The organism is Paracidovorax citrulli (assembly GCF_900100305.1).
Classification (GTDB): Bacteria; Pseudomonadota; Gammaproteobacteria; order Burkholderiales; family Burkholderiaceae_C; genus Paracidovorax; species Paracidovorax citrulli.
On sequence record NZ_FNEY01000010.1, the window covers coordinates 75,407 to 89,095 of the forward strand.

14 protein-coding genes are annotated in these 13,689 nt (G+C 68.1%); 4 read left to right on the forward strand and 10 right to left on the reverse strand.

The features are described 5' to 3' along the window. Nucleotides 1–44 precede the first annotated feature (44 nt). From BLR99_RS09045 to BLR99_RS09055, 3 genes are all read right to left on the reverse strand, one after another. Nucleotides 45–554: a chemotaxis protein CheW gene (locus BLR99_RS09045; protein ID WP_011796199.1), complete on the reverse strand. Its 510-nt coding sequence runs from the start codon at nucleotides 552–554 to the stop codon at nucleotides 45–47. A gap of 232 nt (nucleotides 555–786) precedes the next feature. Then, the gene (locus BLR99_RS09050) at nucleotides 787–1,428 is read right to left on the reverse strand and encodes a 3-oxoacid CoA-transferase subunit B (RefSeq protein WP_011796200.1); all 642 of its coding nucleotides are present in this window, start codon (nucleotides 1,426–1,428) and stop codon (nucleotides 787–789) included. 1 nt (nucleotide 1,429) lies between these two features. Further along, a complete protein-coding gene (locus BLR99_RS09055) occupies nucleotides 1,430–2,242 on the reverse strand; it encodes a CoA transferase subunit A (RefSeq protein WP_011796201.1) in 813 nt (270 codons plus the stop codon). Between the two features lie 79 nt (nucleotides 2,243–2,321). Between BLR99_RS09055 and BLR99_RS09060 the strand changes: the two genes are divergently transcribed. Together BLR99_RS09060 and BLR99_RS09065 are read left to right on the forward strand one after the other, a co-directional pair. Then, nucleotides 2,322–2,867, forward strand: coding sequence for a PAS and helix-turn-helix domain-containing protein (locus BLR99_RS09060; protein WP_011796202.1), 546 nt, complete (start codon nucleotides 2,322–2,324; stop codon nucleotides 2,865–2,867). 116 nt (nucleotides 2,868–2,983) lie between these two features. Further along, the gene (locus BLR99_RS09065) at nucleotides 2,984–3,823 is read left to right on the forward strand and encodes a hypothetical protein (protein WP_233427220.1); all 840 of its coding nucleotides are present in this window, start codon (nucleotides 2,984–2,986) and stop codon (nucleotides 3,821–3,823) included. A 36-nt stretch (nucleotides 3,824–3,859) separates the two neighbouring features. On the opposite strand, the gene BLR99_RS09070 is transcribed toward BLR99_RS09065, so the two are convergent. The 4 genes from BLR99_RS09070 to BLR99_RS22560 all read right to left on the reverse strand — a co-directional run bounded on the left by BLR99_RS09070 (nucleotide 3,860) and on the right by BLR99_RS22560 (nucleotide 9,041). Beyond that, nucleotides 3,860–5,140 (reverse strand): NAD(P)/FAD-dependent oxidoreductase, encoded by a 1,281-nt coding sequence (locus tag BLR99_RS09070; protein ID WP_011796204.1) that lies wholly within the window; start codon nucleotides 5,138–5,140, stop codon nucleotides 3,860–3,862. Nucleotides 5,141–5,282: 142 nt separating this feature from the next. Then, entirely contained in the window at nucleotides 5,283–6,410 is a 1,128-nt protein-coding gene (locus BLR99_RS09075; RefSeq protein ID WP_011796205.1) for a DUF945 family protein, read from the reverse strand. A 109-nt stretch (nucleotides 6,411–6,519) separates the two neighbouring features. After that, nucleotides 6,520–8,751, reverse strand: a complete 2,232-nt coding sequence (katG, locus tag BLR99_RS09080; protein WP_017438199.1) for a catalase/peroxidase HPI — start codon at nucleotides 8,749–8,751, stop codon at nucleotides 6,520–6,522. Nucleotides 8,752–8,819: 68 nt separating this feature from the next. After that, a complete protein-coding gene (locus BLR99_RS22560) occupies nucleotides 8,820–9,041 on the reverse strand; it encodes a hypothetical protein (RefSeq protein ID WP_116212362.1) in 222 nt (73 codons plus the stop codon). A gap of 55 nt (nucleotides 9,042–9,096) precedes the next feature. Between BLR99_RS22560 and BLR99_RS09085 the strand changes: the two genes are divergently transcribed. Then, nucleotides 9,097–9,669, forward strand: a complete 573-nt coding sequence (locus tag BLR99_RS09085; protein WP_011796207.1) for a peroxidase-related enzyme — start codon at nucleotides 9,097–9,099, stop codon at nucleotides 9,667–9,669. A 16-nt stretch (nucleotides 9,670–9,685) separates the two neighbouring features. Here the strand turns inward: BLR99_RS09085 and BLR99_RS09090 are convergent, their stop codons facing one another. Continuing rightward, nucleotides 9,686–10,348 (reverse strand): TetR/AcrR family transcriptional regulator, encoded by a 663-nt coding sequence (locus BLR99_RS09090; protein WP_011796208.1) that lies wholly within the window; start codon nucleotides 10,346–10,348, stop codon nucleotides 9,686–9,688. Between the two features lie 138 nt (nucleotides 10,349–10,486). On the opposite strand from BLR99_RS09090, the gene BLR99_RS09095 reads away from it, so the two are divergent. After that, nucleotides 10,487–11,389 (forward strand): metal-dependent hydrolase, encoded by a 903-nt coding sequence (locus tag BLR99_RS09095; RefSeq protein WP_011796209.1) that lies wholly within the window; start codon nucleotides 10,487–10,489, stop codon nucleotides 11,387–11,389. A gap of 5 nt (nucleotides 11,390–11,394) precedes the next feature. Here BLR99_RS09095 and BLR99_RS09100 read toward each other — a convergent pair whose 3' ends face one another. After that, the gene (locus BLR99_RS09100) at nucleotides 11,395–12,000 is read right to left on the reverse strand and encodes an ankyrin repeat domain-containing protein (RefSeq protein ID WP_011796210.1); all 606 of its coding nucleotides are present in this window, start codon (nucleotides 11,998–12,000) and stop codon (nucleotides 11,395–11,397) included. Nucleotides 12,001–12,071: 71 nt separating this feature from the next. Next, entirely contained in the window at nucleotides 12,072–13,595 is a 1,524-nt protein-coding gene (katB, locus tag BLR99_RS09105; RefSeq protein WP_011796211.1) for a catalase KatB, read from the reverse strand. Nucleotides 13,596–13,689: the final 94 nt, after the last annotated feature.

Here is a 13,689-nt window from a genome sequence, read left to right on the forward strand (position 1 = left end):
GATGCCCGCGCATCCCTTCCGGGATGTGCGGGCGTGCAGGGGAATCAGTTCGCTGCGACGGAGCGCACGAGGCCCATCTCGGAGCTGCTCAGCAGCGACTCGATGTCCATGACGATCAGCATGCGCTCGCCCAGCGTGGCGATGCCGGTGACGAAGGCGGAGTCCACCTGCCCCTGGAACTGAGGGGCGGGACGGATGGCCTCGGCGGAGAGCTCCACCACGTCCGCCACCGCGTCCACCACCGCCCCGAGGACCGTTCCGCCGACGTTCAGGATGATGACGACCGTGAAGTCGGTGTACTCGGCCTGCGCGCAGTTGAGCTTCAGGCGCAGGTCCACGATGGGAACGATCACGCCGCGCAGGTCGATCACGCCCTTGATGAACTCCGGCGCATGCGCCATGCGCGTCGGTTGCTCATAGGAGCGGATTTCCTGCACGCGCAGGATGTCGATGCCGTATTCCTCCTGGCCCAGGCGGAACGTCAGGTACTCCGCGGGCGGAGTGGCGGTTTGGGCTCCCGAGCGGTGCTGGGCGGCGGAAGGGGTGGACAGCATGGCGGATCCTTTGATGAAGCGGGTCAGGTGCGTGGCCGGGCTACGCGATCCGGCACGTTTATCACATTGTCGGGGCAAAATGGCAGCCCGTCGGTTACTTGTGGTCACATTTAACCATTTTCCCACTCCGCGGGCTGTCGGAACAGATCCCGACCTCGGGCCGTTGCGAAGGCCCCACGGCAGCGTCAAAGGCCAGGCCCACCCCCTCTCCCCGGCGGGCAGGCCATGCCGCTCAGGCGGGCAGCAGCTTCACGCCGGTCTTCGCCTGCAGTGCATCGAAGTCCACGCCCGGCGCCAGTTCCACGACCTTCAGACCCCCGGGCGTCACGTCCAGGACGGCCAGGTCGGTGATGATGCGATCGACGACGCCCACGCCCGTCAGGGGCAGCGTGCAGGCCGGCAGGATCTTCAGGTCCTCGGTCCCGTCCTTCTTCCGGGCCACGTGTTCCATGAGCACGATCACGCGCTTGACGCCGGCCACGAGGTCCATGGCGCCGCCCATGCCCTTGACCATCTTGCCCGGGATCATCCAGTTGGCCAGGTCGCCCTTCTCGCTGACCTGCATGGCGCCCAGGATCGAGAGGTTGATCTTGCCGCCGCGGATCATGGCGAACGACTGGTCGCTGCCGAAGATGGACGACCCGGGAATGGTGGTCACGGTCTGCTTGCCGGCGTTGATGAGGTCGGCGTCCACCGCGTCCTCGGTCGGGAACGGGCCGATGCCCAGCATGCCGTTCTCGGACTGCAGCCACACTTCCTTGTCGCCGGTGTGGTTGGCCACCAGCGTGGGAATGCCGATGCCGAGGTTCACGTAGAAACCGTCTTCCAGTTCCTGCGCCGCGCGCGCGGCCATCTGGTCTTGGGTCCAGGGCATCTCAGGCTCCTTCTTTCTTGTTGGCGGGTACGGTGGGCACCACGGGGTCTGCCGCGACGGCGGCCTGGGCGATCACGGCCTGGGCCTCGACCTTGGCGGCGACGGCATCGACGGGCGCGGCGGCGCTCACGGTGCGTTTTTCGATGCGCTTTTCAGGGTTGGGGTTGTGCACGATGCGGTGCACGTAGATGCCGGGCAGGTGCACGTCGTCGGGTGCGATCTCCCCGGTTTCGACGATCTCTTCCACCTCGACGATGCAGAGCTTGCCCGCCGTGGCCGCTGCCGGATTGAAGTTGCGCGCCGTGAGGCGGAACTGCAGGTTGCCCGACTTGTCGGCACGGTGCGCCTTGACCAGCGACACGTCGGGCACGAGGGAGCGCTCCATCACGTAGGTCCCGCCATCGAACTCGCGCAACTCCTTGCCCTCGGCCACGATGGTGCCGACACCGGTCCTGGTGAAGAAGGCCGGGATGCCCGCGCCGCCGGCACGCAGCTTCTCGGCCAGCGTGCCCTGGGGCGTGAACTCCAGTTCCAGCTCGCCCGCGAGGTACTGGCGCTCGAACTCCTTGTTCTCGCCCACGTAGGAGGAGATCATCTTTTTGATCTGCCGCGTCTCCAGCAGCTTGCCGAGGCCGAAGCCGTCCACGCCGGCATTGTTGGAAATCACGGTGAGGCCCTTCACGCCGCTGTCGCGCAGGGCGTCGATCAGCGCTTCGGGAATGCCGCAGAGCCCGAAACCGCCGACGGCCAGCAACTGGCCGTCGGCCACGACGCCCTTGAGCGCCTCGACCGCGGAGGGGAAAAGCTTGTTCACTTGGAGACTCCTCAACAACAAGGTGGATGGCCGCTACGATACTACGTATATCGTTACGTAGTTCTCCCTAAATACTTCCATGGATGTCGCCGATTACCGCCTCGCGTTCGACATGGCCCCGGTGGGCCTGGTCATCTCGCGCAACCGCACCATGGTGGACTGCAACCGGCAGGTGTGCGAGATGTTCGGCGCCTCGCGCGAGGTGCTGATCGGCCAGTCGTTCCGCATTCTCTACCCCAGTGCCGACGAGTACGAGCGCCTGGGCCGGCGCATGGAGCCCATCCTGAATGCGAAGGGCCACTACGCGGACAACCGCATCATGCGCCGGACCAGCGGCGAGGTGTTCTGGTGCCACGTATCGGGCCGGGCGCTCAACCGCGAGGACCCGCACGAATCGGGCATCTGGAGCTTCGAGGACCTGAGCTCGCAGCGCCCGGTGAAGGCCGAGCTCACGGGCCGCGAACGCGAGGTGGCCGCGCGCCTGCTGGACGGGATGACCTCCAAGGAGATCGGCCGGGCGCTGGACATCAGCCACCGCACGGTGGAGATCTACCGGGCGCGCCTGATGCGCAAGTACGGCGCCTCGACCGCCGCCGATCTGGTGCAGAAATTGATGGCCGGCTGAGGGCGGAAGACCGGACCGGAAAACACCTGGTTGCATTTCCTCCCCTGTGGTGGGGTTCGGAACGAACGGGCTGGCAGATAACTTTCGCGCCTTCCCAACCACGGCCCTCCACCGCCATGACCCATTCTGTTGCATCCCTCCGGAAGGCCGCGGCCTTCGCCGCGTTCGCCGCATTCGCCGCGGCATCCCTCACCGCCTGTGGCGGCGGTGGGGGTGGCGGCGAGCTGACTCCGGCGCCTGGAAGTTCCCCTTCCCCTTCCCCTTCCCCTTCCCCTTCTCCGGCGCCGGCGCCCGCGCCGTCTGCCGGCAGTTCTGCCGCCTGCTACAACGTGGCGGACTACAACGAAGGCACCGTGCTCGTGGAGGAAGGCATCACCAAAATGCAAGGCCAGCCCGACATCGCGTTCACGCGCACGACCACCACGGGTGCCCGGCAGGACTTCGCCGGTGCACGCCCGGTGATGTTCATACCGCGCTCCGACGCCGCCGTGGGAGACAACCGGGAATTCCGCGATCTGGTGAACGGCAACGAACTGGCCTACGGCGTGGTGTCGGACACGTCCACGCAGGTCCTGACGCAGGTGTACGACCCACCCGTCTCCACGCCCCTGGACATGCAGCCCGGGCAGACCGTGGAGCGCAACTACACCATCCAGACCACGGTGGTCGCGAAGGCGGGCAATGGCACGGTGACGACCAAGGACACCGTGCAGGAACGCTTCACCTACACCGGCATGCAGACGGTGCAGACGGCGATGGGAACGTTCAACGTCTGCAAGTTCAACACGGACCAGGTCATCGTCTCGCCGAACGCCGGCACGGTGCAGGCCAACTTCCAGTTGTGGACGGTGTCGGACGGTCCCTATCGCGGGCGCACGATCAAGATCGCCAGCTCTTCGTCGAACGGGGCCGCCTCGACGACCGAGATGACGAAAATCACCTACACATCGAAGTGATCGCAGGCTGCGGGCCCGGGCCGGGCCCGGGCCGCGTCAATGGAGCTTGAGCCGGCCGGACACGCGCTGCTGCAGCAGCCGCGCCAGCGCCAGCACCACCGTCTTGCCGGTACCCAGGATGGCGCGGTGGTGATTCAGGTGCAGGGAGATATACATCCACTTGGCGATCAGGCCCTCGACGAAGAAGTTGCGCCCGCCCAGGCCTCCCATGAGGTTGCCTACGCCCTTGTTGTCGCCCAGCGAAACCAGCGAGCCGAAATCCTTGTAGATGAACGGTTCCGTCATCTCCCGCTCGCGCAGCAGCGCGCCCAGCACCTTGGCCAGGTAGTCGGCCTGCTGGTGCGCGGCCTGCGCTCGGGCGGGCACGGTCTTGCCATCGACCCACGGGCAGGCAGCGCAGTCGCCTAAAGCCAGCACGTCGGGCGCCGAGGTGCGCAGGCGGTCGTCCACGATGAACTGGTTGAGGCGGTTCACTTCCAGGCCCATGCGGGCATTGCCTTCGGCAGCCTTGATGCCCGCGGCCCAGACCACCATGTCGGCCGGGATCTCCCCGGCAGGGGTGACCAGGGCGCCGCGGCGGATCTCGGTCACGCGCGTGCCGGTGAGCACCTGCACCTGCTTGCGGCGCAGCGCCACTTCGGCCTGCGCGGAGATCTTTTCCGGCAGGCCGCCCAGGATGCGGCTGCCGCCTTCGACCAGGGTGATGTCCAGGCGAAAGCGCTGGCTGCTGCCCAGGCTTTCGAGCAGCTCGGCATAGGCTTCCAGCAATTCGGCGGACAGTTCCACGCCCGTCGCGCCCGCGCCCACGATGGCGATCGACAGCGCCCGGCTTTCGGAAAACGAGGCCCGCGCGCAGGCGCCCAGCCAGTCGGTATGGAAGCGCTGCGCATCGCGCACGTTCTCCAGCAGGTAGGCATGCTCGATGCCGGGCGTGCCGAAGGCGTTGGAGCCGCTGCCGATGGCCAGCACCAGGCGGGTGTAGCTCACCGTGCGGCGCGGCACCAGCAGTTCGCCCTCGGCGTTGCGTATCTCGCCCAGCTCGATGGTCTTGCGCGCGGCGTCCAGCCCTACCAGGTCTCCGATGGCGAAGCCGAAATGGTTGCGCCGCGCCAGTACGGGGTAGGACAGTCCTTCCTGGTGGACGTCCAGCGTGCCGGCGGCCACCTCGTGCAGCGTGGGCTTCCAGATATGGAAGGGGGAACGGTCCACCAGCAGCACCCGTTCGCGGCCCTGCTTCGCACCGAGGCTGCGCCCGAGGCGCGCAGCCAGTTCCAGCCCGCCGGCCCCTCCGCCCACGATCACGATGTCGGAATGCATGAAATGGCTCTCCAATAATTCAATGTCCGAGTCTATTGCGGCAAACCCTGATCTGCCATCCACGGCGGCCATGGCCTGCCGATGCAGAAGGACAAGCGCCGCGGGCCGCTGGGGGCTTGCCGGACGGAATGCCGGGGTTGGGTCAGCGCGCCGCGCCGGAGGGCAGCGGCAGGGTCTTGCCGTTGAGTATCAGCTGGCCCGGCTGCAGCTGGACCGCGCTGGTCAGGAACTCGCCTTCCTGGAGGAGGTAGCCCGAGGACTGGGCCATCGCCACCATGGCGTCCACGTCCTGCGCCTGAGCGCCGGGCCGGATCGCCTCGATGCTGATGCGCTGGATCCGTTCTTCCATACTGACCGACTCGAAGTCGATGCCGCCGATGCGCCCCGCCGCGTTCAGCGTCGTCGTCATGCCCAACGTGTCGTCGGTGGCATCGATGATGTAGGTTCCCGCGGCGTTCTTGAGGTCCAGCGTGTGCCGGGCGTCGCCGCCTGCCGCGGGCAGGACGCTCATGGCCACCCGCCCGAAGCGGAAGTCGGCCTTGCCCGTGCCCACGCCCCAGAGTCCGCGGATCGCGACGTTGTCGAAGCTGCCTTCCATGCCCTGCACGGTGATCGACGTGCGGTCCATGGGCTCGGGGGATGCCGTCTCGCCGGCGTCGTTTTCTTCCTCTTCCTCGGCAGCCGCCTGCGCGGAAGCGTCCGGGATGCCCGTCATGCCGAATTCAGGCCCGCGAAAGTGGCCCTGGAAATGCCTGCCGTCCCGGCCGATGGCCATGTCGTACACCATCTCCTGCCACCGCAGGGTCACCCCGTCGCCGCCCTCTGCTTCGCCGGCCGGCAGCCGCAGGTGGACATCGTGGCTGCCCGTGAGATGGTGCACGCTCGTCAGCACGGGAGCGGACGCCTTGCCGAGGTGGGCAAGGGCCTCGTCGTCCAGTCCCTCCAGCGCGAACCGGTAGTCCGCCACGGCCCCTGCGACCCGCGCGCCGGCCAGCGGGCCGTGCCGCACCAGGGTGTCCACCACCAGCCGCCGCGGCGGGGAGGCGGGACGGCCCTCCTGCGCGGGCGCCGGCGCCCATTGCAGCACCATGCGTGCCTTCGATGCGAAGCCCCCCCTGTCGTAATCGGTGGAGACCACCGCATCGTCGCCGAGCGCATTGCGCAACTCGGCCACGGCATCCTGGTAGCCCGCCTGGGCGCGCTGGCCGAGGTACCAGGTCGCGCCACCGTAAGCCGCTGCGACCGCAACCACCAGAGCCCGGTGATTCATGGGAGTGGCGAGACAGAGGCGGCGTCCGGCGCGGGCCCCGGAAAGAAAAAAGCCCGCCGCCTTTCCGGGCAGCGGGCTTCGCGGCAGGCGGCGTGGCCGCGCCGTGCGATCAGCGCAGGTCGAAACGGTCCAGGTCCATCACCTTGGCCCAGGCGGCCACGAAGTCCCGCACGAACTTCTCCTTCGCGTCGGCACTGGCGTACACCTCGGCCAGGGAGCGCAGCACGGAGTTGGAGCCGAAGACCAGATCGACCCGGGTGCCGGTCCACCTCTTCTCGCCGGTCTTGCGGTCGCGGCCCTCGAACAGGTCGCCGGCAGGCTTCCACTCGGTGGACATGTCCAGCAGGTTGGCGAAGAAGTCGTTCGTCAATGCGCCCGGCGTGGCGGTGAACACGCCGTGCGTGGCGCCGCCCACGTTGATGTTGATGGCGCGCAGGCCGCCGACGAGCACGGTCATCTCCGGCGCCGTGAGGGTCAGCAACTGGGCCTTGTCCAGCAGCAGCACCTCGGCCGGCACGCTGTAGCGGGCCTTGGTGTAGTTGCGGAAGCCATCGGCCGACGGCTCGAGCACGGAGAACGACTCCACGTCGGTCTGGTCCTGGCGGGCATCGGCGCGGCCGGGATGGAACGGCACCGTCACGGCCACGCCCGCGGCCCGGGCGGCCTGCTCGACGCCAGCCGCACCGGCCAGGACGATCAGGTCGGCCAGCGAGATGCGCTTGTCGCCATCGGCGCCCTTGTTGAATTCGCGCTGGATGCCTTCGAGCACCTGCAGCACGCGGGCCAGTTGCTCGGGCTGGTTGACGGCCCAGTCCTTCTGGGGTGCCAGGCGGATGCGCGCACCGTTGGCGCCGCCGCGCTTGTCGGAGCCGCGGAAGGTGGAGGCCGATGCCCAGGCGGTGCCGACCAGTTCCTGCACGGTGAGGCCGGAGGCCAGCACGCGTGCTTTGAGCGCGGCCACGTCGGCGGCATCGACCAGGTCGTGGGTGACGGCCGGGATCGGGTCCTGCCAGACCAGTTCTTCCTTCGGCACCTCGGGGCCCAGGTAGCGGGCGCGCGGGCCCATGTCGCGGTGCGTGAGCTTGAACCAGGCACGGGCGAAGGCTTCGGCGAAGGCCTGCGGGTTTTCCAGGAAGCGGCGCGAGATCTTCTCGTAGGCCGGATCGAAGCGCAGCGACAGGTCGGTCGTGAGCATGGTCGGCACGCGCTTCTTAGACGGGTCGTGCGCGTCGGGGATCGTGGCGGGCGCGTTTTTGGCCTGCCACTGGTGGGCACCGGCCGGGCTCTTGGTGAGTTCCCATTCGAACTTGAACAGGTTCTCGAAGAATTCGTTGCCCCACTGGGCGGGCGTGCTGGTCCAGGTGACTTCCAGGCCGCTGGTGATGGCGTCGCCCGCCTTGCCGGAGCCGAAGCTGCTGACCCAGCCCAGACCCTGCTGCTCCAGGCCGGCGGCTTCAGGTTCGGGGCCGACATGGTCTGCGGTGCCGGCGCCGTGGGTCTTGCCGAAGGTGTGGCCGCCGGCGATCAGCGCGACGGTTTCCTCATCGTTCATGGCCATGCGGGCGAAGGTTTCGCGGATGTCGTGCGCGGCGGCAACCGGGTCGGGGTTGCCCTCGGGACCTTCGGGGTTGACGTAGATCAGGCCCATCTGCACGGCCGCCAGCGGGTTCTCGAGCACGCGGTCCTTTTCGTGGCCGTGCATGGCGGGTTCCGCCACCAGGGTGCCGTCGCCCGGCGTGCCCTTGCCGTAGCGCGCGTCGCCGCCCAGCCAGGTCTTCTCGCTGCCCCAGTACACGTCCTGGTCGGGTTCCCAGGTGTCCTCGCGGCCGCCAGCGAAGCCGAAGGTGCGGAAGCCCATGGTTTCCAGCGCCACGTTGCCGGTCAGCACCAGCAGGTCGGCCCAGGAGATTTTCTGCCCGTACTTCTGCTTGATGGGCCAGAGCAGGCGGCGGGATTTGTCGATGTTGACGTTGTCGGGCCAGCTGTTGAGGGGGGCGAAGCGCTGCTGGCCCCGGCCCGCACCGCCGCGGCCGTCGCCCGTGCGGTAGGTGCCGGCGGCATGCCAGGTCATGCGGACGAACTGCGGACCGTAGTGGCCGAAGTCGGCGGGCCACCAGTCCTGCGAATCCGTCATGAGGGCGCGCAGGTCGCGCTTGAGGCCTTCGTAGTCCAGCTTCTTGAACTCCTCGGCATAATCGAAGCCCGCGCCCAGGGGGTCGGATTTGCTCGAATGCTGGTTCAGGAGGTCGAGGCGCAGCTGGTTGGGCCACCAGTCCTTGTTGATGATTCCACCGCTGGCAGCGGCTGCGTGGAACGGGCACTTGGTTGCGTCTTGCGTCATGGGGCACTCCTGTCTGAATGGATGAGCAATCCTAGGTGGAAGGCGTCAAAAGCGAAAATCAATTGATTTCATGCTTTTGATAGGTTTTTTAAAAGCACACCCCCTCCGGCTCCCGGCCCGCTTGCCTGCCCCTGCGCTTTTCCACTGGTGCGCCGGTCCTCGCCGCCGAAGGCGAGGTGGTGGTGGAACCGGATGCGGCCCCAGGGGATGACGTTCACGTGGAGCTTGCCCGCATCGTCGAACACCGGAGCTTCGAGGAACGGGTCGGCATGCGCGCCAGCCACTGGCATCCGTGATACCGTTTTCGCTCACCACCCATTCGAACGACGACAGGAGACGAACACCGTGAGCCGCTACCCCCTTCCCGAACTGAACACGCTGCCCGGGGACATCCAGGCCCGCATCCTCGAAGTGCAGGACAAGGCCGGCTTCATTCCGAATGTGTTCCTGGCCTTCGCGCGCCGGCCCGCCGAGTGGCGCGCCTTCTTCGCGTACCACGACGCGCTGATGCTCAAGGAGGAAGGCTCGCTCACCAAGGGCGACCGCGAGATGATCGTCACCGCCACCAGCGCGGCCAACCAGTGCCTGTACTGCGTCGTGGCGCACGGCGCGCTGCTGCGCATCTACGAGAAGAAGCCCTTCGTGGCCGACCAGGTGGCCGTGAACCACCGCAAGGCCGACATCACGCCGCGCCAGCGGGCCATGCTCGACTTCGCCATGAAGGTCTGCCAGCAGTCGCAGGCGATCGGCGAGGACGACTTCACCGCGCTGCATGCCCACGGCTTCGACGACGAGGACATCTGGGACATCGCCGCCATCACGGCGTTCTTCGGGCTCTCCAACCGCATGGCCAGCTTCGCGGGCATGCAGCCCAATCCGGAGTTCTACCTGATGGGGCGGGTGCCGCGGCAGCGCTGACGCCCCCTCCCCGCGGTCAGCCTTCGGCGCGCAGCAGCCCCCAGAGCATGCGCACCAGCTCGTCCTCGAAAGCCGGCTGGCCGAGCAGCGGCGAATTCTCCAGCGATGCGCTGCGGATCGCGCCCATCACCGCGCGGGTGGCCACGAACATCATGGCCGGCGTGGGCGGCCGCACCGATGCATCGCCGGCTTCCACCAGCCGCGCCAGCGCCATGGCGTTGCGCTCGGCGCCCTCGCGCAGCGCGGCGGTGAAGCGGTCGTGCTGGTCCACGCGCCAGCCCAGGCGCACCATGGCGCGCCGCACGCGCGACTGCCCGCCCGTGCCGAAGGCCGACACCAGCAGCCGCACCATGTCCTGCAGCACCTCGCGCACGGGGCGCTGCCGGGCCACCGCGTCGTCCAGCATCTGCTGCAGCTCCTGCTGCACCCGTTCGCGCTCGCGCTCCACCATCGCCAGCAGCACGGCCTCCCGCGACGGGAAATACTGGTAGAGCGTGCCGATGGACACCCCCGCCACCTGGGCGATGCGGTTGGTGGTCAAGGCGGTGTCGCCATCGTTTTCCACAATCTGAGCAGTGGCTCCGAAAATGGCCTCGATGGTCTGCCGCGCGCGCTCCTGGGTGGGCTGGCGGCGCATGCCCACGGAGCTTGTGGAGGAGGACGTTCGTTTGGTGGCCATGGGGGAAAAATGTGAGCGCTAGGCGAGTAGCGAACGCGGTTGAAAACTGAATAATGCTCAGAAATGCGCGATGCCGCAACCACGGCCGCGGCCCCGGCCGCGATCACGGGACGCGCGATTTTTCCGAAAGGACCGACCATGGACACCTCCGCAGCCCCTGCCCGCCCAGGACTCCAGCGCACTGCCGTGCTGCCGGTGCGCAAGCTCGCCGTGGACCTGGCGCGGGGCTTCCCGCGCCGCTGGCACGGCGGCGACGCCTTCCGCACCCAGTTCTTCAATGCGCTGTCGATGAGCTTCCCGGTGGGCGAACAGTTCTTCATCGACTCGGTGCGCGCCGCAGCCGGGCGGCTCGAAGCCGGCCGGCCCGACCACGACGCCCTGCGGGCGCTGGTGCGCGGCTTCGTCGGGCAGGAGGCCACGCACCGCCACATCCACGGCCTCTACAACGCCGAACTGGAGCGCCAGGGGCTGGACAACCAGTGGCAGGACCGGGCGCGGGCGCGCATCGCCCGCCTGCACGAGCGCACCGACAACCCGATGCATGCGCTGGCCATCACCTGCGCGTATGAACACTTCACCGCCCTGCTGGCGGACGGCACGCTGCGCTACCCGCGCTGGCTGGAAGGCGCCGATCCGCAGATGCAGACCGTCTGGCGCTGGCACGCGGCGGAGGAAACCGAGCACCGCGCCGTGGCCTTCGCGCTCTACGAAGCCCTGGGCGGCCGCCACGACTGGCGGGTGCGCTGGTACCTCTACGCCGGCCTGGTGTTCATGGTGGACACGATACGCCAGACCGTCGTGAACCTGCGCAGCGACGGCAGCCTGTGGCGGCCCGGTACGTGGCTGAGCGCGGTGCGCATGTTCTGGGGCCGCGACGGCGTCGCCTGGCGCAGCATTCCGGCGCTGCTGCGCTACCTGCGGCGGGACTTCCACCCCGATCGGGAGCATGCCGCGCCCGGGGCCGCGGAGCTGGCGCAAAGCTGGCTCGCCGCGAATGCCGACCGGCTGCGCACCGTGGGTGCCGCCGCCCGGGCCGCCTGACAGGTTCAGCGTGTGGTGGCGAACTCGCCGCGCTGCAACTCGGCGACGCCGTTGCCCCGGGAGTCCCGGGCGCCGAGGTCCGCGCCCTTCGCGGCCAGGTCCCGCAGAAGTTCGGTGCGCTGGAACAGCGCCGCGTACATCGCGGCCGTCTGGCCCGCGTTGTTGCGCTGGTCCGGCGCGCAGGCCGTCTGCACGAGGCGGCGGGCAATCGCCAGTTCGCCCTTGAAGATGGCGCCCATCAGGGCGGTGTTGCCGCGCCGGTCCTGCGCGCAGGGATCGGCACCGGCCTTCAGCAATTGCTCGACCACCTCGCGGTGGCCGTGGTAGGCGGCGAGAATGAGCGCCGTGTACCCCTTCTCGTCGCGCACGTTCAGGTCGTAGCCCGCCGCCACGAACTCGCCCACCATGTCCGATCGCCCCTGGCGTGCGGCGTCGAAAAGGTACTGCCGCAGTTGCGCCTGCAGCCGGGCCGGATCGTGGGGTGCGGCGGCAGCGGCAGAGGCCACTGCCCGGGGCGGCGAAGCTTCGGGGGCGGCAGGGGCGGCCAGGGCCTGGGCACCGGCCGCGAGGCCCGCGGCCAGGCACCAGGCCGGAACGCAGAGGCTGCGCATGGAATCCTCCTTCGCAAGGGGCCGGCCGCCACCAGGGTGGCGTGCGGCCGGCTTCGTGGAACGCCGCGGTATCAGTCCTTCAGCGCGGCGGCGAGCTGCTTCACGCGCGCCAGGTCGCCCTTGGCCACGCGGGCCACGCCCGTGCCGTATTCGGGATCGGCCTTGTAGAGGAACGACAGGATGATGTGCTTGCTCTCGGCATCGGCGCCCGCGAGGGATTCGCCGAAGCTCTGGATCAGGTCCTGCTGCTCCTTCTTGCCGTAGCTGCGGTACAGGTCGCCGGCCTGCTTGAAGTTCTGCTCCTTCGAGATCTTCGCCTGCTGGGTCGTGCCCGTGAGCGGGAGCTGGCTGTAGCGCGCGGTGGGGTCCTGCGGGCGCGGCTCCAGGCGGCTGGGCTCGTAGTTCACGCCGCTGGTGGTGTGGCCGGTGTTCAGGGTGCCGTCCTGGTTGCCGTTGTTCACCGCGACGCGGGGCCGGTTCACGGGCAGGGACAGGCCGTTGGTGCCGACGCGATAGAGCTGCGTGTCCGAATACGAGAACACGCGGCCCTGCAGCAGGCGGTCTTCCGAGGGCTCGATGCCGGGCACGATGTTGGCCGGCGCCATCGCCACCTGTTCGGTCTCCTGGAAGAAGTTGTCCACGTTCTTGTTCAGGACCATCTGGCCGATCTTGCGCTCGGGAATGCCGGGCCAGATCTTGGTGGCGTCCAGCGGGTCGAAGTCGAACTTGCCGAGGTCTTCAGGCTTGAGCACCTGGATGTACAGGTCCCACTTGGGAAAGTCGCCCTGGCGGATGGCGTTCACCAGGTCGTTCGTCATGTGGCTGTAGTCCTTGCCCTGGACCTGCTCGACCTGTTTCGGATCGAGGTTCTTCAGGCCCTGCAGGCTCTTCCAGTGGAACTTGACGTAGTGCACCTGGCCCTGGGCGTTCACGAACTTGTAGGCATGCACGCTGTTGCCGTCCATGAAGCGGTAGCCCGCGGGCGTGCCTTCGTTCGAATAGAGCAGCGTGAGCGTGCGCGTGGCCTCGGGCACGTGCGAGAAGAAGTCGAAGCGGCGCGAGTCGTCGTCGAGGTTGCTGCGCGGATCGGGCTTGAACGCGTGCACCATGTCGGGGAACTTGATCGCGTCGCGGATGAAGAAGGTGGGGAAGTTGTTGCCCACCAGATCCCAGTTGCCTTCGGACGTGTAGAACTTGGTGGCGAAGCCGCGCGGGTCGCGCAGCGTCTCGGGCGAATGGTTGCCGTGCACCACGGACGAGAAGCGCACGAACACGGGGGTGCGCTCGCCGGGGCGGAAGAGCTTGGCCTTGGTCAGCGCGGAGATGTCCTCGGACGCGGTGAACTCGCCCTTCACGCCCGTGCCGCGCGCATGCACCACGCGCTCGGGGATGCGCTCGCGGTCGAAGCGCTGCAGCTTCTGGATGAGCTGCACGTCCTGCAGCAGGCTGGGGCCGTTCGGGCCCGCCGTCTGCGAGTTCTGGTTGTCGCCGACCGGCGCTCCGTTGTCGCGCGTGAGCACCGATTGCGCGAACGCGGCCGGCGCCATGGCCGCATGCAGCACGACGGCTGCGGTCACAAGTCTCTGGAATTTCATGGGACGACTCCACTCCGTGGTTGGGTAAAAACGGAGCGAATCATCGGGGGGCGGGCAGCTCGGCAGCAAGAGGGCCGAAGCTATGGCGCCCATC

Coding starts and splice junctions, on each gene's coding strand:
- BLR99_RS09100 (WP_011796210.1), bottom strand. CDS start 12,000: ATGCGCAGCCTCTGCGTTCCGGCCTGGTGCCTGGCCGCGGGCCTCGCG.
- katB (WP_011796211.1), bottom strand. CDS start 13,595: ATGAAATTCCAGAGACTTGTGACCGCAGCCGTCGTGCTGCATGCGGCC.
- BLR99_RS09060 (WP_011796202.1), top strand. CDS start 2,322: ATGGATGTCGCCGATTACCGCCTCGCGTTCGACATGGCCCCGGTGGGC.
- BLR99_RS09050 (WP_011796200.1), bottom strand. CDS start 1,428: ATGCCCTGGACCCAAGACCAGATGGCCGCGCGCGCGGCGCAGGAACTG.
- BLR99_RS22560 (WP_116212362.1), bottom strand. CDS start 9,041: ATGCCAGTGGCTGGCGCGCATGCCGACCCGTTCCTCGAAGCTCCGGTG.
- BLR99_RS09070 (WP_011796204.1), bottom strand. CDS start 5,140: ATGCATTCCGACATCGTGATCGTGGGCGGAGGGGCCGGCGGGCTGGAA.
- katG (WP_017438199.1), bottom strand. CDS start 8,751: ATGACGCAAGACGCAACCAAGTGCCCGTTCCACGCAGCCGCTGCCAGC.
- BLR99_RS09075 (WP_011796205.1), bottom strand. CDS start 6,410: ATGAATCACCGGGCTCTGGTGGTTGCGGTCGCAGCGGCTTACGGTGGC.
- BLR99_RS09090 (WP_011796208.1), bottom strand. CDS start 10,348: ATGGCCACCAAACGAACGTCCTCCTCCACAAGCTCCGTGGGCATGCGC.
- BLR99_RS09045 (WP_011796199.1), bottom strand. CDS start 554: ATGCTGTCCACCCCTTCCGCCGCCCAGCACCGCTCGGGAGCCCAAACC.
- BLR99_RS09095 (WP_011796209.1), top strand. CDS start 10,487: ATGGACACCTCCGCAGCCCCTGCCCGCCCAGGACTCCAGCGCACTGCC.
- BLR99_RS09065 (WP_233427220.1), top strand. CDS start 2,984: ATGACCCATTCTGTTGCATCCCTCCGGAAGGCCGCGGCCTTCGCCGCG.